The sequence below is a fragment of the Nocardia cyriacigeorgica NBRC 100375 genome (assembly GCF_000308555.1).
GTDB lineage: Bacteria > Actinomycetota > Actinomycetes > Mycobacteriales > Mycobacteriaceae > Nocardia > Nocardia cyriacigeorgica.
The window spans coordinates 1-16,095 of the sequence record NZ_BAFY01000170.1 but is presented as its reverse complement, the minus strand read 5'-3'; the positions used below and the strand labels follow the sequence as shown (position 1 = coordinate 16,095).

14 protein-coding genes and 1 tRNA gene are annotated in these 16,095 nt (G+C 68.9%); 11 read left to right on the top strand and 4 right to left on the bottom strand.

Annotation, left to right across the window (positions count from 1 at the left end):
* The first annotated feature begins 97 nt into the window (after window positions 1-97).
* The 4 genes from RJ05_RS16220 (at window position 98) to RJ05_RS16205 (ending at window position 4,452) form a co-directional block, all read left to right on the top strand.
* Window positions 98-799 (top strand): response regulator transcription factor, encoded by a 702-nt coding sequence (locus RJ05_RS16220; RefSeq protein WP_051016632.1) that lies wholly within the window; start codon window positions 98-100, stop codon window positions 797-799.
* Window positions 763-2,082 carry an ATP-binding protein gene (locus RJ05_RS16215; protein ID WP_228828708.1) on the top strand — a complete coding sequence of 440 codons (1,320 nt, stop codon included), beginning with the start codon at window positions 763-765 and terminating at the stop codon, window positions 2,080-2,082. The genes RJ05_RS16220 and RJ05_RS16215 overlap by 37 nt, the downstream gene beginning before the upstream one ends.
* Window positions 2,075-3,094, top strand: coding sequence for a DUF8320 family protein (locus tag RJ05_RS16210; protein WP_036538207.1), 1,020 nt, complete (start codon window positions 2,075-2,077; stop codon window positions 3,092-3,094). The genes RJ05_RS16215 and RJ05_RS16210 overlap by 8 nt, the downstream gene beginning before the upstream one ends.
* Before the next feature lie 146 nt (window positions 3,095-3,240).
* Window positions 3,241-4,452, top strand: a complete 1,212-nt coding sequence (locus RJ05_RS16205) for a winged helix-turn-helix domain-containing protein (protein ID WP_036538157.1) — start codon at window positions 3,241-3,243, stop codon at window positions 4,450-4,452.
* Window positions 4,453-4,586: 134 nt separating this feature from the next.
* Here the strand turns inward: RJ05_RS16205 and RJ05_RS16200 are convergent, their stop codons facing one another.
* Complete coding sequence (locus RJ05_RS16200) at window positions 4,587-5,159, bottom strand: hypothetical protein (RefSeq protein ID WP_036538155.1); 573 nt, start codon at window positions 5,157-5,159, stop codon at window positions 4,587-4,589.
* A 208-nt stretch (window positions 5,160-5,367) separates the two neighbouring features.
* On the opposite strand from RJ05_RS16200, the gene dapA reads away from it, so the two are divergent.
* From dapA to RJ05_RS16185, 3 genes are all read left to right on the top strand, one after another.
* Window positions 5,368-6,291, top strand: coding sequence for a 4-hydroxy-tetrahydrodipicolinate synthase (dapA, locus tag RJ05_RS16195; protein WP_036538154.1), 924 nt, complete (start codon window positions 5,368-5,370; stop codon window positions 6,289-6,291).
* Window positions 6,288-8,294, top strand: coding sequence for a ribonuclease J (locus tag RJ05_RS16190; RefSeq protein ID WP_036538151.1), 2,007 nt, complete (start codon window positions 6,288-6,290; stop codon window positions 8,292-8,294). The genes dapA and RJ05_RS16190 overlap by 4 nt, the downstream gene beginning before the upstream one ends.
* 214 nt (window positions 8,295-8,508) lie before the next feature.
* Window positions 8,509-11,136, top strand: a complete 2,628-nt coding sequence (locus RJ05_RS16185; protein ID WP_036538148.1) for a DNA translocase FtsK — start codon at window positions 8,509-8,511, stop codon at window positions 11,134-11,136.
* A gap of 187 nt (window positions 11,137-11,323) precedes the next feature.
* Here the strand turns inward: RJ05_RS16185 and RJ05_RS16180 are convergent.
* Window positions 11,324-11,396: transfer RNA gene (locus RJ05_RS16180), tRNA-Arg, on the bottom strand.
* Between the two features lie 669 nt (window positions 11,397-12,065).
* Between RJ05_RS16180 and RJ05_RS16175 the strand changes: the two genes are divergently transcribed.
* Window positions 12,066-13,052, top strand: a complete 987-nt coding sequence (locus tag RJ05_RS16175; RefSeq protein ID WP_036538142.1) for a TerC family protein — start codon at window positions 12,066-12,068, stop codon at window positions 13,050-13,052.
* 48 nt (window positions 13,053-13,100) lie between these two features.
* On the opposite strand, the gene RJ05_RS16170 is transcribed toward RJ05_RS16175, so the two are convergent.
* Window positions 13,101-13,388, bottom strand: a complete 288-nt coding sequence (locus RJ05_RS16170; protein ID WP_036538140.1) for a YciI family protein — start codon at window positions 13,386-13,388, stop codon at window positions 13,101-13,103.
* A 37-nt stretch (window positions 13,389-13,425) separates the two neighbouring features.
* Window positions 13,426-14,040, bottom strand: coding sequence for an amino-acid N-acetyltransferase (locus RJ05_RS16165; RefSeq protein WP_036538139.1), 615 nt, complete (start codon window positions 14,038-14,040; stop codon window positions 13,426-13,428).
* 110 nt (window positions 14,041-14,150) lie between these two features.
* Here RJ05_RS16165 and pgsA point away from each other — a divergent pair, with 110 nt between their 5' ends.
* The 3 genes from pgsA to RJ05_RS16150 all read left to right on the top strand — a co-directional run bounded on the left by pgsA (window position 14,151) and on the right by RJ05_RS16150 (window position 15,857).
* Window positions 14,151-14,807, top strand: a complete 657-nt coding sequence (gene pgsA, locus RJ05_RS16160; protein ID WP_036538138.1) for a CDP-diacylglycerol--glycerol-3-phosphate 3-phosphatidyltransferase — start codon at window positions 14,151-14,153, stop codon at window positions 14,805-14,807.
* Window positions 14,804-15,307, top strand: coding sequence for a CinA family protein (locus RJ05_RS16155; RefSeq protein WP_036538137.1), 504 nt, complete (start codon window positions 14,804-14,806; stop codon window positions 15,305-15,307). Before pgsA ends, RJ05_RS16155 begins: the two co-directional genes overlap by 4 nt.
* A 109-nt stretch (window positions 15,308-15,416) precedes the next feature.
* Window positions 15,417-15,857 (top strand): helix-turn-helix domain-containing protein, encoded by a 441-nt coding sequence (locus tag RJ05_RS16150; RefSeq protein ID WP_036538136.1) that lies wholly within the window; start codon window positions 15,417-15,419, stop codon window positions 15,855-15,857.
* The last annotated feature ends 238 nt before the right edge of the window (window positions 15,858-16,095 follow it).

Here is a 16,095-nt window from a genome sequence, read left to right as displayed (position 1 = left end):
AACGCGCCCCCGAATATTGGTGGCTGACCATCCCCGGCTTCGGCGGGCATACTGCTGAAGTACCAATGTGCGGTCCGCGGTGGACCGGTTGCTCGGGATGGGAGTTGTCGAGGTGACGTGGGCCGAAGGGGTCGAAAGCACTCCACGCCGGATAGGGCTGGTCGAAGACCATGAATCGGTCGCGATCGGCTTGGCGGCGATGCTCGCCCCGCATCCCGATCTCGACCTGGTGGCGACGGCGGGCACGGTCGCCGAACTGCTCGCCGATCCGGCGTTGGCCGAACCGGTGGATCTGGTGGTGCTGGACCTGCGGCTGGCCGACGGCTCGACCCCTGAGGACAATGTGCGTGCGCTGCGCGAGCGCGGCATGGAGGTGCTGGTGTTCACCGGCGCGGACAACGCCTTCCTGGTGCGTTCGGCGGCGCGTGCGGGTGTGCTCGGGGTCGTCCGCAAATCCGAGGACGTGCCCACCGTCGTGGCCGCGGTCCGCCGGGCCGCCTCCGGCGAGCAGGTCGTCACCACCGACTGGGCCGCCGCCATCGATGGCGACCCACAGCTGTCGAGTGTGGGGCTGAGCCCGCGTCAGGAAGAGGTGCTCACCCTCTACGCGTCGGGGGAGAAGGCCTCGCGAGTGGCCCGGCTCACCGGGCTGTCGGAACAGACCGTCAACGACTACCTGGGCCGGATCCGGCAGAAGTACGCCGACGCCGGCCGGCCCGCGCCCACCAAGACGGATCTGTACAAGCGCGCGGTGGAGGACGGATGGCTGCCGGTCCCCGAGCGGCATCCGCACCCGTGACCGCGGCAGGCTTGCTGGACACCGCCGCGCCCACGCCGACCCCGCTCGACCGAGTTCGCGCGGCCCGCTGGTGGCGTGGCCTGGCCGCGGTGTCGCGAGACCACGCCGGCGACGGCGCCTCCGAACGCATCCTGCGCCGTTTCGGACTGGTCGTCGGTTTGGCCGGGGTGATCGCCGCCCTGGTCGAGCTGCCCGAGATCGCCGATCAGAGCCGCGATATCGCGCCCGGCTGGACGATCACCGCGGTGCTGCTGGCCTTCGGCATGTTCCCGGCGCTGGCCTTCGTCTCCATCGGTGCGCGACCACGGACCATTCGCCTGGTCAGCGGTGCTGCCGCGATCAGCTTCCTGGCCGCGATGGTGGTGATCATGCTGGCTTACTCGCAGCCCACCGACGCCGTCGGCTCGGTGTGGGTGTACCGCGTGCTCGCCCTCGGTGTGCTCGCGGCCGCTTTGGCCTGGCCAACCGTGCCCGCGATCGGTTACCTGTTCATCGGTTCAGCACTGTCGGCCGTGGTGAATCTGTTCGTCGTGCCCGATGTCTCCGCGTTGACGTCGGCGGGCGATTTCGCGCGGGCGGCCGGGCTCTGCGCGCTGTTCCTGTGGTGTGTGGTCTACGCCCGCGAGGCAGGCATCCGGGTGGACCGGGAATCGGAGGTCGCCGGCCGCCGGGCCGCCGCCGTCGCGGGCGCCGCCGCCCGCGACCGGGAACGCGCCCGATTCGCCGCTCTCATCCACGATGCGGTGCTGTCGACCCTGCTGGATGCCTCGCGCGGCGGCACCGAATCACCGGTGCTGCGCCGTCAGGCCGAACGCACCCTGGAACAGCTCGACGAATCGCGGGCAGGCAGCACCGATCCGGACCATCTGGATGCGCAGTCGGCGATCGGCTTTCTGCGTTCGGCGGTGCACGAAGTGAACCCCGGTATCGAATTCACCGCCCGCCGCACCGCCGGATTCGATGATCTGCGGCTGCCGGTGAGCGCCGCGAGCACGATCGCCGCGGCCCTGGCCGAGGCCGCGCGCAACAGCCTGCGCCATGCCACGGTGCCCGGCCGCGAGGTGCGCCGCTGCGTCACCGTGACGGTCAGCGCCGGCGGTATCCGCACCGAAATGCGCGATGACGGCGCCGGATTCGATCAGAACGTGGTGCCGGTGGATCGGCTGGGCATCTCGGTCAGCATTCTCGGCCGGATGCGTCAGCTCGCCGGCGGTGCCGCGTTCGTGGAATCGCAGCCGGGCGAGGGGACCACGGTGACCTTGGTCTGGGGTGGCGATGGCTGAGACGAGCGCAGATTTCGGACTGCGCGACCTGCTCGGCTTGCGCGGCGCCGCGGGCTGGCTGTTTCTGGCCATCCTGGAACTGACCATCGTGCTGTACATGGTGCGCAACTTCAGCGAGGCCTCGCCCGTGCCCGCCACGGCCGCGCTGGTGCTACTGGTGGTGGCGGGCGTTGTGGTGCTGATGGCGCCGCATGAGCCACTGCCCTGGCCCGCGACCGCCTACATCGTGATCGCTGGACCGCTGGCCACCGCGTTGACCACCTTCGACGTGCAGGAGTACGCGTCGAGCCAGGTGTGGACGGCCTTCGCGTCGTCGTATGTGCTCGCGGTACTGGTGCTGCGCGGGCGGATGGGCGCGGCCTGGCTCGGCGTCGCCGGAGTGGCCGTCGTCGTCGCGGTGGTCGGCGCGGTCGCCGGGCTCTCGGCGGGGGTGATCGTCGGCTCGATCGTGCCGGTCGCCACCGTCGCGGGCGTATCGGTGTGCGCGCTGATCATGCGGCCCACACAGCGGTCGCTGCGACTGCTGCGCGAGGAGGCCACCATGCGGGCGGCCGCCGAAGCCACGATGGCCGCAGAGAACGGTGAGCGTGATCGTCAGCTGGCCCGGCTGGACAAGGTGGCGCGCCCGATCCTGGAACGCATCGCCGACGGCGTCGAACTCACCGCCTACGAGCGTGAACAATGCCGGCTGCTCGAGGCCGAATTGCGGGATGGCCTGCGGGCGCCGCAGCTGGCCACCGATGAGCTCAACAGCGCCGCCCGAGGCGCGCGCGCCAGGGGAGTCGAGGTGGTGTTGCTCGATGACGGCGGATTCGACGGAGTGCCGCGTTCGGTGCGTCGTCGCGTGATCGAGGCCGCCATCCGCGAGTTGGACGCGGCCAACGCCGGCTCGGTGACCGTGCGCATCCTGCCGACCGGCCGCCGCATCCTGGCGACGGTGCTCGCGAACGCGCCGGACGAGGACCGTCGCACCGAGATCGATCTGGCCGGGCAGGTCACCGTCTCCACCTGACTCGCTCCGCCCACTCGCGGCGGTGCCAGGTCGGCTCGTCCGGCTTCCGCACATACGCGTTCTCGCGGGAGGCCGGGAGGGATCGGCGGACGACGGTGCGCCGTTCACAGTCGGTACCTGTCGTACCCCCATGGCAGGGTACGAGTATGCGGACGATGAGTGCGGCGGCGGCGCGGCGGACGGCCCTGGCGGCGCAGGGGTTCGGCAAACCGAGGCCGGCCAAGGCGACCCGGCGCACCGTTGCCGGAGTGTTGGGCAGAACCCAACTGCTGCAATTGGATTCGGTCTCGGCGGTGGTCCGCGCGCATTACGCACCGGTGTTCAGCCGTATCGGCGCCTACGACCGCTCGCTATTGGACGAGGCCGCCTGGCACACCGACACTCGCCGCCCTCGAACTCTCGTCGAGTACTGGGCGCATGAGGCGGCGCTGATACCGGTCGAGGACTGGCCGCTGATGCGCTGGCGCATGCAGCGCTACCGGCATGGGCGCTGGGGTGGTGCGCGCGCGGTGCTCGAACGCAATCCCACCCTCGGTAAAGACATCCTCGACGTCATCGCCGAGGTCGGTGCGGCCAGCGCCGGTGAGGTGGAACGGCACCTGGAGTTGGACAAACCGCGCCCGCCGGGTTCGTGGTGGAACCTCAGCGACACCAAGATGATCTGCGAGCAGCTCTTCGCCGCCGGTGAACTCTCGGTCGGCCGCCGGGTGGGGTTCACTCGTCATTACGACCTCGCCGAGCGGGTTCTGCCCTCGTCGGTGTTCGAGCGGTCGGTCCCCGAAGACGAGGCCGTCCGGGAACTGGTGCTGCGCGCGGCCACCGCACTCGGCGTGGCCACCGAGCCCGACCTGCGCGACTACTACCGGCTGGCCGGGGCGCAGACCAAACCCGCCATCGCCGACCTCGTCGACGCGGGCGAGCTGATCCCGGTCGATATCGCCGACTGGGGAGCGTCGGCCTATCTGCGGGCCGGCGCCACCACACCGCGCCGGATCGGCGGCGCCGCCCTGCTGTGTCCCTTCGACCCGCTGATCTTCTTCCGGGCCCGCACCGAACGCGTCTTCGGCTTCCACTACCGGATCGAGATCTACACCCCGGAACACAAACGGGTGCACGGGTATTACGTGTTTCCCTTCCTGCTGGACGGCGAACTCGTCGGCCGCGTGGATGTCCGCGCCGAACGTGGCGCCGGACGGCTGCTGGTGCCGGGCGCCTTCGCCGAACCGGGCCACTGCGACGCCCGCACGGCACAGGCGTTGTGGACGGCGCTGCGGGAGATGGCCGATTGGCTGGAGCTCGACGACATCGTCATCGGTGAGCGGGGCGAGCTGGCGCCGCTGTTGCACAGGGCCGGCTGACACAACCGGGGCCGGCGCTTGCCCCGGTCGTCGCCAGGGCGGTGGCCCGGCGCCGCGGGTCCCGGCCGTCGCGGGGAATCGCCTGCGTTGTGGTCTCGGTGAGGCGGCAGCCGCTGGGCCCGAACCCGCCGCTGTCAGTCGGAACTACCGGTGCTTCGGTCGGAATCCCGGCCGTCACCGCCGGCATCGCGGTCGGAGCCGGAGCCCCTGGACTCACCGCCGGAACCGCCGGTATCGCGAGTGGTGCTGGTATGCCGCTTGGGTCCGCCTCCGTATCCGCCGTACCCGCGCATCTGATCGCGCAGCGCTCCCGACACCACGCCGGACATCCACGAGTTCAGCGATTGCCCGCTCTGCGCGGCGGCCTCCTCGGCCCGGGATTTCAACTGCTCCACCAGGCGCAGCGTGACCCGGCTGATATCGCCGGTCATCTCCTCGAAGGTGGGGTGCTCGGATTCGGTCGCCGGATGGTTGCGCACATCGACGGTGGCGTCGGTGCCGTCCATCGATACGTGCACGGTGCGGTCGGCGAGTGCCGCGCTGACCTCGGCGGCCATCTCCGACAGCGCCGACAACAGCACCAGCCGCGTCGAACTCTCCACGGCCGCGGCCAGGGCGGCGGCCGTGGCCTGGGTCTTTTCATCGCCGAGCGCTGCCGCCGCGATCAGATCCGCGCGTAATCGGGCGGTGTATTTGTCCAGATCCATGACATCAGTGTGACGCCACCAATGATGTCTTTCAAGCAACGATCTGACGTCACCAAGCCGCCATGAGACGGGTATCATGTGCCCGCCGTCTCCGAACGGCGACGAGGGTGTCGAGGGTGTGACCCGGACCGGGTAGCCTTTCTGACCATGACGAACGGTGAATCGACGCCGACACCGCGGTGCGAGGCGCAGGCCCGGAGGCGGCAGCATGCGTAACCACCCAGGGCCCGGCAGCGTCGGCGATTCGAGTCGGCTGCGTGCCTCCGGCACGGTCGGCGTCGCGATGGTGACCCCCTTCAGTGCCGAGGGCAAGCTCGACGTCGATGCCGGCGTCGCGCTGGCGGCCCGCCTGGTCGACCGTGGGGTCGATCTGCTCGCGATCTCCGGGACCACCGGTGAATCGCCAACCACCACCGAGTCGGAGAAGGCCGATCTGCTGCGCGCGGTCGTCGACGCCGTCGGCTCGCGCGCCACCGTGATCGCAGGCGCCGGAACCTACGACACCGCGCATTCGGTGGAGCTGGCGCGCAACGCGCAGCGCGCGGGTGCTCACGGTTTGCTGGTCGTGACGCCCTACTACTCGCGGCCCACTCAGGAAGGGCTGATCGCGCACTTCACCGCGGTCGCCGACGCCACCGATCTTCCGGTCACCCTCTACGACATTCCGCCGCGCTCGATCGTGCCGATCGCCTCCGACACCATCCGCCGCCTGGCCGAGCATCCGCGCATCGTCGCGGTCAAGGATGCCAAGGGCGATCTCAATGCCGGCGCCGAACTCATCGCGACCACCGGCCTGGCCTTCTACTCCGGTGACGACACGCTGAACCTGCCGTGGTTGTCGGTCGGCGCGACCGGATTCATCAGCGTCATCGGCCATCTGGTGCCGGAGCGGCTGCGCGAACTGGTCGACGCCTACACCGCGGGCGACGTGATCCGCGCCCGTGAGATCAACGCCGGCCTGGTGCCGTTGAACGCCGCGATGGCGCGCCTCGGCGGTGTGGCCATGTCCAAGGCCGGCCTGCGCCTGCTCGGCATCGATGTCGGCGAGCCGCGATTGCCGCAGCTCATGCCGGGTCCCGATCAACTCGACCTGCTCAGCGCCGATCTGCGCGCGGCAGGAGTGCTCGGATGACGGCCCCGCTAGGCCGTCGTCCCCGCCGTTCCGCCAGCCGCGGCGCAGGCCCGGCCGCGCCGCGTCCGCCGCAGCCGCCCGTCGCACCGGAAAAGCCCGCTGACACACCTCCTCCCGCGCCGAGCGAGGCGGAGGCTCCAGCTGCGCCCGTGCAGAAGACCGCGCCGGAGCAGACCACACCGGCGAAGGCCACCGCGCCCGCGAAGGCCACCGAATCCCGTACCGGCCAGGACCGCCAGCGCAAGCAGGGCCGTTCCCGGCAGGGCGGCCGTGGCCGCGGCGACCAGTCCGCGCCCCAGCCCGACCCGCGCGCCGCGGTCGCACCGCAGGATCGTCTCGGCACTCCGCCGAAGGCGCCGAGCAACGGCCTGCGGGTCTTCGCCCTCGGCGGTATCGGCGAAATCGGCCGCAACATGACCGTTTTCGAGTACGGCGGCAAGCTGCTCATCGTCGACTGCGGCGTGCTGTTCCCCGAGGACCAGCAGCCCGGCGTCGACCTGATCCTGCCCGACTTCCGCCCGATCGAGGATCGGATGGACGACGTGGTCGCGGTCGTGCTCACCCACGGCCACGAGGACCACATCGGCGCCGTGCCGTTCCTGCTGCGGTTGCGCCCCGACATCCCGGTCATCGGATCGAAATTCACCCTGGCGCTCGTCGCGGCCAAATGCCGTGAGCACCGCCAGCATCCGAAGCTGGTGGAGGTCACCGAGGGCCAGCACACCACGCACGGGCCGTTCGGCTGTGAATACTTCGCGGTCAACCATTCGATCCCGGACGCACTCGCCGTCGCCATCCGCACCCCGGCCGGCGTCGCGCTGCACACCGGTGACATCAAGCTCGATCAGCTGCCGCTGGACGGCAGGCTCACCGACCTGGCCGGATTCTCCCGCCTCGGCGACGAAGGCGTCGACTTGTTCTTGGTCGACTCCACCAACGCGGAGGTCCCCGGCTTCGTCACCCCCGAACGCGAGATCGGCGGTGTCCTCGACACCGTGATCGGCAAGGCCAAGGGCCGGGTGATCGTGGCCTCCTTCGCCAGCCACGTGCACCGCATCCAGCAGGTGGTCGACGTCGCCCAGAAGTATGGCCGCCGCATCTGTTTCGTCGGCCGTTCGATGGTCCGCAATATGCAGATCGCCCAGGACCTCGGCTATCTGACGGTGCCCGACGGCCTCGTCGTCGAACTCGATCAGGCCGCCACGCTGCCCAGCGACAAGCTGGTGCTGATCTCGACCGGTTCACAGGGTGAACCGCTGTCGGCGCTGTCGCGGATGGCGCGCGGCGACCACCGCCAGATCAACATCCGCGCCGACGACCTGGTCGTGCTGGCCTCGTCGCTGATCCCGGGCAACGAGAACTCGGTGTTCACCGTCGTCAACGGCCTGGCCCGGCTCGGCGCTTCGGTGATCACCCAGCAGAGCGCGAAGGTGCACGTCTCCGGGCACGCGTCCGCGGGTGAGCTGCTCTACCTGTACAACGCGGTCCGGCCCACCAATGCGATGCCCGTGCACGGCGAATGGCGGCATCTGCGCGCCAATGCCGCGCTCGCGGTGGCCACCGGTGTGCCGGAGGACCGGGTCGTGCTGGCCGAAGACGGCGTCGTGGTCGATCTGGTCGACGGCATCGCCTCGATCGTCGGCCGGGTGCCGGTCGGCCACGTCTACGTCGACGGCCTGTCGGTGGGCGATGTGGGCGAATCGACCCTGTCGGACCGGCTCGTGCTCGGTGAGGGCGGTTTCATCGCCATCACCGTCGCGATCGACGAGACCACCGGCAAGGCGGTCAGCACGCCGGAGGTCAGCGGTCGCGGCTTCTCCGACGATCCCACCGCGCTGTCGGACGCCGCACAGCTCGTCGAATCGGAACTGCTGCGCCTGGCCGGGGAGGGCATCACCGACACCCATCGCATCGCCCAGGGCGTGCGCCGGGTGGTCGGGCGCTGGGTGGCCGACACCTATCGGCGTCGTCCGATGATCGTGCCGACGGTCATCGGGGTCTGAATCTCGCGGTGGAACCCGCCGGACGAGCGGTCGTCCGGCGGGTTTTCTGTTGCCGACCGCATGACGGCGTCGGTGTGTCGGCGTGTCCCGCGTCGCGGTCGGGTGCATGATGAACCGCATCACCTGGGCATTCGCCCCGCTCATCAGCACAAGTTACAGGCGATACCAGTGTTGCGGATGGTCCAGATGGTGCGTTTGCGGCTAGCCTGAGGTCATGGCAGGTAAGTCCCGCAGCACCACTACGACACGTGCGCGGGCGGGATCGGCACGGGGGCGGACAACGGCGGCCTCCACTCGTTCGGCGACGAACCCATCTCGTTCGGCGACTCGCACCGGTTCGGCCGCCCGCGGCCGCACCTCGGCGGCCCGCGGTCGCGCTTCGGCAGGCCGGGTTCGAGCCTCTGGCGCGCGCCGCCCGGCGCACACCCGATCCAACACCGCACCACTGGCGGTCATCGGGCGTGGGATCAGCGGTGGCTGGACCATGCTGGCACGCGGACTGGGCGCCACCACCCGCACGCTCAGCCGGGCGGGGGAGATCGAACACGGGCACCGCCGCGACGGGATCGCGCTGGCGTTGATCGCGCTCAGCGGCGTCATCGCGGCGGCGGTCTGGCTCTCGGCCGGCGGCCCGATCGGGCACTTCGTCGAAGACGCGATCCGCGCGGTGTCCGGATCGGCTTCGGCCGCATTGCCGTTCGTGGCGGCCGGTATCGCCCTGGTGCTGATGCGCACCGAACCACATCCGGAGATCCGGCCCCGGCTGGTGCTCGGCGGCTTGCTCGTCGGGCTGCCGATGCTCGGGCTCTGGCACATCGCCGCAGGCGCACCGACCGACGCGCACGGACGTTCGCGCGCCGCCGGTTTCGTCGGGTTCGTGGTCGGCGGCCCACTCACCGACGGGCTGACGGCCTGGCTGTCGGTGCCGATCCTGTTGCTGGCCATCGTCTTCGGCGTGCTGCTGGTCACCGGCACCACCGTGCGTGAGGTGCCCGCGCTGTTCCGGCACTACTTCGGCACCGCCAGCGGCGGCGACGAATACGACGACTATGACCCCGAATTCGCCTCCGGTGGCTACGACGAGGACGGATTCCCGCTCACTCGCGGCGGTTCCCGTCGACGCGGCCGCACACCCGAGGAGAACTATCCGACCGACGAGTTCGCCGGATCCGACGCCGTCACCGAATCGCTGGGCGAACCGCCGCTGCGCGACGCCAAGCCGATCGCCACCGAAGTCCCGGCCGAACCGGCCAAGCCGAAACCCAAGCCGAAGCCGGCCAAGGCCGTCGATCAGACGCCGCCGCCGCCGAAGGAACCGGAGTTCGTCACCGACCGGGTGATCGAAGGCGATTACACGCTGCCGCCGATGAGTCTGCTCACCGACGGTGAACTGCCCAAGAAGCGCAGTGCCGCCAACGAATCGATGATCGAGGCGATCACCGAGGTGCTGGTGCAGTTCAAGATCGACGCCGCGGTCACCGGTTTCGTGCGCGGGCCGACGGTCACCCGCTACGAGGTCGAACTCGGCCCGGGCGTGAAGGTCGAGAAGATCACCGCCCTCGCCCGCAATATCGCCTATGCGGTCGCCACCGAGAACGTCCGCCTGCTCGCGCCGATTCCCGGCAAGTCGGCCGTCGGCATCGAGGTGCCCAACTCGGACCGCGAACTCGTCCGCCTCGCCGACGTGCTCAAGGCCCCCTCGACCCGCAACGATCACCATCCACTGGTGATCGGGCTCGGCAAGAACATCGAAGGTGAATTCCTGGCGGCGAACCTGGCGAAGATGCCGCATCTGCTGGTGGCCGGTTCCACCGGCTCCGGTAAGTCGAGCTTCGTGAACTCGATGCTGGTGTCGCTGCTGCAGCGGGCCACCCCGGAGGAGGTCAGGATGATCCTGATCGACCCGAAGATGGTGGAACTGACCCCCTACGAGGGCATTCCGCACCTGATCACGCCCATCATCACCCAGCCCAAGAAGGCGGCGGCCGCGCTGGCCTGGCTGGTGGAGGAGATGGAGCAGCGCTATCAGGACATGCAGGCCAACAAGGTCCGTCATATCGACGACTTCAACAAGAAGGTGAAGTCCGGTGCGATCACCGCGCCGCTGGGCAGCGCACGGGTCTACCGGCCGTACCCCTACATTCTGGCCATCGTCGACGAGCTGGCCGACCTGATGATGACCGCGCCGCGTGACGTCGAAGACGCCATCGTGCGGATCACCCAGAAGGCGCGCGCGGCGGGCATCCACCTGGTGCTGGCGACCCAGCGCCCGTCGGTCGACGTGGTGACCGGCCTGATCAAGACCAATGTGCCCTCGCGGCTGGCGTTCGCGACCTCCTCGCTCACCGATTCGCGTGTCATCCTCGACCAGCCGGGCGCGGAGAAACTGATCGGTATGGGCGACGGCCTGTTCCTGCCGATGGGTGCCGGCAAGCCGACCCGTCTGCAGGGTGCCTACATCAGCGACGAAGAGATCCACGCCGTCGTCGAGTTCACCAAGAACCAGGCCGAACCCGAGTACACCGAGGGCGTCACCGCGGCTAAGGCGGGGGAGAAGAAGGACGTCGATCCCGACATCGGCGACGATCTCGACCTGTTCTTGCAGGCGGTGGAGCTGGTGGTCACCTCACAGTTCGGTTCCACCTCGATGTTGCAGCGCAAGCTGCGGGTCGGGTTCGCCAAGGCGGGCCGGCTCATGGACCTGATGGAGACCCGCAATGTGGTGGGTCCGAGCGAGGGCTCCAAAGCGCGTGACGTGCTGGTGAAACCGGATGAGCTCGAAGGGCTGCTGTGGTCGATTCGCGGTGGTGGCGACGAGCCGCCGGCGGAGGCGCAGGACTGATCGGCGGGCTCTTGTCCGGAAGGTTTGCTCTGGCCGATCCGCTCGCTTGGACCGCAGGCGGGATCGGACGAGGAGTGACCTCCGTCGGAGCTCACCGTGGAGTCGAACCACGCGACCGGGGCTTATGAGACCCCGGCGGCAACCTGCGTGAGCCACGGGCCGAGTGCTGGACGGCACTCGGCCGGTGTGCGCTCGGGAGGATTCGAACCCCCAGCCTTCTGAGTCGTAGTCAGATGCTCTGTCCGTTGAGCTACGAGCGCGAAAAACGCATGACAATTCCCGAATCGACCGCACCCGTAGAATTCGTCCGGTTTATCGGCCGGGCAACGGGCTGCAATTTGTCGTGCGAATACGAATAGGCACGAAAAAGGGGCCATTCCTGGCTTTCGCCCTGGAATGGCCCCTGCCGGATCCGGCATGGTCCGGCTAGGGGCTGCTCCGGGTGCGAGCGAGACTGTCGCAGTTCAGCACGGCCTCGGGCATGGCGAATTCACCGGCTCGGCGTGCGACGCCGAGCCGGCGCATCTGCCGCTCGTGAATGCGCTGCACGTTCATGATTCCGGCCTTTCGCCTGAGGTATTGGTACGTGAGTGGTTTCGATGACGGATACCACGGTAGCACCCGAATAATGTTCCGGAAAAGACCTTTTCGGCGGTGAATGATTTGCCTAGATGGAAATGCCTGTGCGGCGGTGGATCGTGGCCCGTGCGCGGCAGCGGGCCCCCCGGGTGTTCGCCTCCGGCGGCCCGAGCCTCGTCGTGCGATAGCCCGACGGGTCTGCGGGGACGCGTCCGCGAGACGAACCTCACGGGGCGCGGTGACCTGCGCGGGATGTGAAATCATGGTGAGCAACCAACCCGCAAGCCGAGTGAATCGGGCAAATCGGGCATGATTGACGACATGAGTCTTACTGCCGATCGGAGCGCACCGTGCAGGTGACCGCGCTGGAGTGGGGGATCACCGTCGCGGTGATCCTCGGTTTGTTCGTCTTCGACTTCTTCGCCCACGTACGCACCCCGCACGAGCCGACCTTCCGCGAGTCCGCCTTCTGGTCGGCGGTCTACATCGGCCTCGCGCTGGCCTTCGGTGGCTTCATCGCCTGGAAGTGGGGCGGGACCTTCGCCGGGGAGTACTACGCGGGCTTCGTCACCGAGAAGGCGCTCTCGGTGGACAACCTGTTCGTGTTCCTGATCATCATGTCCACCTTCGCGGTGCCCCGGATGTACCAGCAGAAAGTGCTGCTCATCGGCATCGTGGTGGCATTGGTCATGCGCGGTGTGTTCATCGCCGTCGGCGCCGCCGCGATCAGCGCGTTCAGCTGGGTGTTCTACCTGTTCGGCCTGTTCCTGGTCTACACCGCGGTCAAGCTGCTGCGGGAGAGCGGGCACGAGGTCGAGGAGGAACAGAAACGCGACAGCCGCATCGTCGCGCTGACCAAGAAGCTGGTGCCGACCACCGACGAATACGACGGCGACAAGCTGCTCACCAAGATCAACGGACGTCGCGCGGTCACCCCGATGCTGCTGGCACTGCTGGCCATCGGTTTCGCGGACCTGCTGTTCGCGCTCGACTCCATCCCCGCCATCTACGGCCTGACCGAACAGCCCTACATCGTGTTCGTGGCCAACGCCTTCGCGCTGATGGGCCTGCGTCAGCTGTACTTCCTGATCGGAGGACTGCTCGACCGGCTGGTGTACCTGTCCTACGGGCTCTCGGCGATCCTGGCCTTCATCGGTGTGAAGCTGGTGCTGCACGCCCTGCACGAGAACACGCTGCCGTTCATCAACGGCGGTGAGCACGTCTCGGTGCCGGAGATCTCCACCGCGTTCTCGCTGTCGGTCATCATCGGCATCCTGGTGGTGGCGACGGTGGCGAGCCTGGTGCGTACCAAGCAGACCAACCGAGCGGCAAAGTAGCGGCAACCAGGTGGCGCCGGTCCGTTTGCGGGCCGGCGCCACCGGTGCTCAGGCCTCGCTCATCGCTCCGAAGATGGGCAGCCATTCCTGCACCCGAACCTCGGTGATCAGGTCCTTCCGGGCGAACGGGTCCTCGGCCAGCAGTGCGCGCAGCGCGGGCTCGTCCTCGGCCCGGAACACCAGCAGGGCACCCGAGCCGTCCGGATACGGGCCGCTGGTCAACAGCGCGCCCTCGGCCAGCCGGTCGGCCAGCCAGCCGCGGTGCTCGGGGCGATGCTCGTCGCGACCCGGCACGGTCTCGGCGGTGTAGGTGTAGTGGACGGCGAACAGCGGCACGTCGGATCGCTTTCTGTCGAAGGTGGGCAGGAGCCGCTCAGAGGGTGAGCAGCATCCGAGTGTTGCCGAGGGTGTTCGGCTTGACGTAGCTGAGGTCGAGGAATTCGGCGACACCGGTGTCGTAGGACCGGCACATCTCGGCGTACACCTCTGCCGTCACCGGTGTCCCATCGATCTCGACGAACCCGTGCCTGGAGAAGAACTCCACCTCGAAGGTCAGCACGAACACCCGGCTCAGCTCCAGCTCCCTGGCCACCTCGATCAGCCGGCGCACGATGAGCTTGCCCACACCCTGGCCCTTCACATCCGGGTGCACCGCGACCGTACGGACCTCACCCAGATCCGCCCACAACACGTGCAGCGCGCCGCAGCCGACCAGCCGGCCGTCCTGTTCGGCGACCCAGAATTCCTGTACGGCCTCGTAGAGATTGACCAGATTCTTTTCCAGCAGGATCCGGCCCGAATAGACGTCCACCAGGGCTTTGATCGCGGGGACGTCGGAGGTTCGGGCACGGCGCACCGTCGGGACACGATCAGGCGAGCCTGCCGATGCGGTGGCGGGCGCGTCGGACGGCGCCGCGCCTGCGGGATCGGCGGGCACCGCGGCGGGTGCGTCGCTGGTCGAACCACTCAGTGGTCCCCGTGAGGTCATGGGGTGCACAGTAGTCGGCCCCGCTACCGATAGTCTGGAGATGTGCCGCACACCCAGTCGTACCGCTCAACGCATCGCGCCGGGCAGCGCGACTGGATCAAGAGGCGGCCATGAGCGTGCAACCCGAGGAAATGGATCGCGGTTGGTCCGGTCCCGCGCCGCTGCGCCCGGGTCTGGTGCCGCCCCCCGCCGAGCCCGCTGTTCCGCTGTGGAACATCGCGAACGTGCTGACCATGGCCAGGATCGCGCTCGTGCCGCTGTTCGTGCTGGCACTCTTCGCCGGCGGCGGTCACGACACCGCGTGGCGGATCACCGCCGCGGCACTGTTCGGGCTTGCCGCGATCACCGATCGCTTCGACGGGCAACTGGCCCGCAAATACGGTCTGGTCACCGACTTCGGCAAACTCGCCGATCCCATCGCCGACAAGGCCCTCATCGGTTCCGCGCTGATCGGGCTGTCGATCCTGGGTGATCTGGCCTGGTGGATGACGATCGTGATCTGCGGCCGTGAACTCGGCATCACACTGTTGCGGCTGGTTGTGGTGCGTCGCGGCGTCATCCCGGCCGGTCGCGGCGGCAAGCTGAAGACCCTGGTGCAGTCGCTGGCCATCGCGGTGCTCGTACTGCCGCTGGCCGGTGGATTCGCCACCGCGGGGATGGCGCTGATGTGGCTGGCGCTGGTGCTGACGGTGGCCACCGGGCTCGATTACGTCGGCCAGGCGGCCCGGGTGTGGTTCGCCGGATCCCCCCGTCACCGCAGCGGATGAACGATCCGCTCACCCCGCAGGTGCCCGCGGCCGAACTGGTGGCCGCGCTGGCCGCGGCCGGACAGACCGTCGCCACCGCCGAATCGTTGACCGCAGGCCTGCTCAGCGCGGCCATCGCCGGGGTTCCCGGCGCCAGTGCGGTGCTGCGCGGCGGCCTGGTGGTCTACGCCACCGACCTCAAACACAGCCTGGCCGGCGTCGGCGCCGAAGTGCTCGACACCGAAGGGCCGGTGGCTGCCAGCACCGCAGAACAGCTGGCCGTGGGCGCGCGCACGCGCTGCGGCGCCGACTGGGGTGTCGCCCTGACCGGCGTCGCCGGCCCGGACCCGCAGGGCGGATACCCGGTCGGCACGGTCTTCCTCGGAGTGGCCGGTCCAGGGCATACCGAGGTGATGCGGTTGAAACTGTCCGGCGACCGGTGGAACATCAGACTCGGTGCGGCTCGAACGGCGGTCGCCGAACTCCTGCGATGTGTGCGGGCTCCGGCGGCGGCGGGCTGAATTCGCGGCGAGATCTCTCGCTCGGGAACCAACCGGACGCACCTGGACGTTGTGCCAGAAAGCGGCGCATGCGCGCCGACGCCTGGAGACAGGGAGTGAGGAGACCGAGATGACGCTGCTGCGAGAAGCGATCGGTGACAGTCTGCGGCGTGCGCGTCTCGCCCAGCAGCGAACTCTGCGGGAGGTGTCCACATCCGCGCGGGTCAGCCTCGGCTATCTGTCGGAGGTCGAACGAGGCCGCAAAGAGGCCTCCAGTGAGCTGCTGGCCGCGATCTGCGAGGCCTTGGATGTTCCGTTGTCGCGAGTGCTGTGGGACGTGAGCACGATCATGGCGGGCGTGGACGATGTGCGTGAGCCTGCCGTCGCGGTGCCCGCGGGCCCGGCCGAGGCGCCTGCGCTCGCGGACGAGGCCGAGGCCGGGTCCGCCGAACCCGCCACCGCCACGATGTCGGTGGCCGGCGCCGAGGTGCGCCCGCATATCGACGGCGACACCAGGATCGTCATCCCTGCCCCGCGTTCGGACACCCTGGTTCTGGTGAGGAGCGCATGAGCCCCGAATCAGCGGTGTGCCGTGGCAACGCTGCGGGCCACCGGCAAGAGCGGATAGATTCGTCATAGGCGGCGGAAGCGGACCGTGGCGGAACCTACTCGCTGGGTTGGCCCGGTCCAGGCGCCACATGGTGGAGGATAGGCACATATCGGGTGCGTGACGGTCGCGCACTGGAGTCGCGCACAGCGGCGCAGCAGATGGAGGCGGGATCAATCGATGGCTAATCCGTTCGTCAAGG

What these genes read in the sequence shown, in the direction of transcription:
- RJ05_RS16215 (WP_228828708.1), top strand. Translation starts at nt 763, where the DNA reads ATGGCTGCCGGTCCCCGAGCGGCATCCGCACCCGTGACCGCGGCAGGC.
- RJ05_RS16150 (WP_036538136.1), top strand. Translation starts at nt 15,417, where the DNA reads ATGACGCTGCTGCGAGAAGCGATCGGTGACAGTCTGCGGCGTGCGCGT.
- pgsA (WP_036538138.1), top strand. Translation starts at nt 14,151, where the DNA reads ATGAGCGTGCAACCCGAGGAAATGGATCGCGGTTGGTCCGGTCCCGCG.
- RJ05_RS16210 (WP_036538207.1), top strand. Translation starts at nt 2,075, where the DNA reads ATGGCTGAGACGAGCGCAGATTTCGGACTGCGCGACCTGCTCGGCTTG.
- dapA (WP_036538154.1), top strand. Translation starts at nt 5,368, where the DNA reads ATGCGTAACCACCCAGGGCCCGGCAGCGTCGGCGATTCGAGTCGGCTG.
- RJ05_RS16205 (WP_036538157.1), top strand. Translation starts at nt 3,241, where the DNA reads ATGCGGACGATGAGTGCGGCGGCGGCGCGGCGGACGGCCCTGGCGGCG.
- RJ05_RS16155 (WP_036538137.1), top strand. Translation starts at nt 14,804, where the DNA reads ATGAACGATCCGCTCACCCCGCAGGTGCCCGCGGCCGAACTGGTGGCC.
- RJ05_RS16220 (WP_051016632.1), top strand. Translation starts at nt 98, where the DNA reads ATGGGAGTTGTCGAGGTGACGTGGGCCGAAGGGGTCGAAAGCACTCCA.
- RJ05_RS16190 (WP_036538151.1), top strand. Translation starts at nt 6,288, where the DNA reads ATGACGGCCCCGCTAGGCCGTCGTCCCCGCCGTTCCGCCAGCCGCGGC.
- RJ05_RS16185 (WP_036538148.1), top strand. Translation starts at nt 8,509, where the DNA reads ATGGCAGGTAAGTCCCGCAGCACCACTACGACACGTGCGCGGGCGGGA.
- RJ05_RS16200 (WP_036538155.1), bottom strand. Translation starts at nt 5,159, where the DNA reads ATGGATCTGGACAAATACACCGCCCGATTACGCGCGGATCTGATCGCG.
- RJ05_RS16165 (WP_036538139.1), bottom strand. Translation starts at nt 14,040, where the DNA reads ATGACCTCACGGGGACCACTGAGTGGTTCGACCAGCGACGCACCCGCC.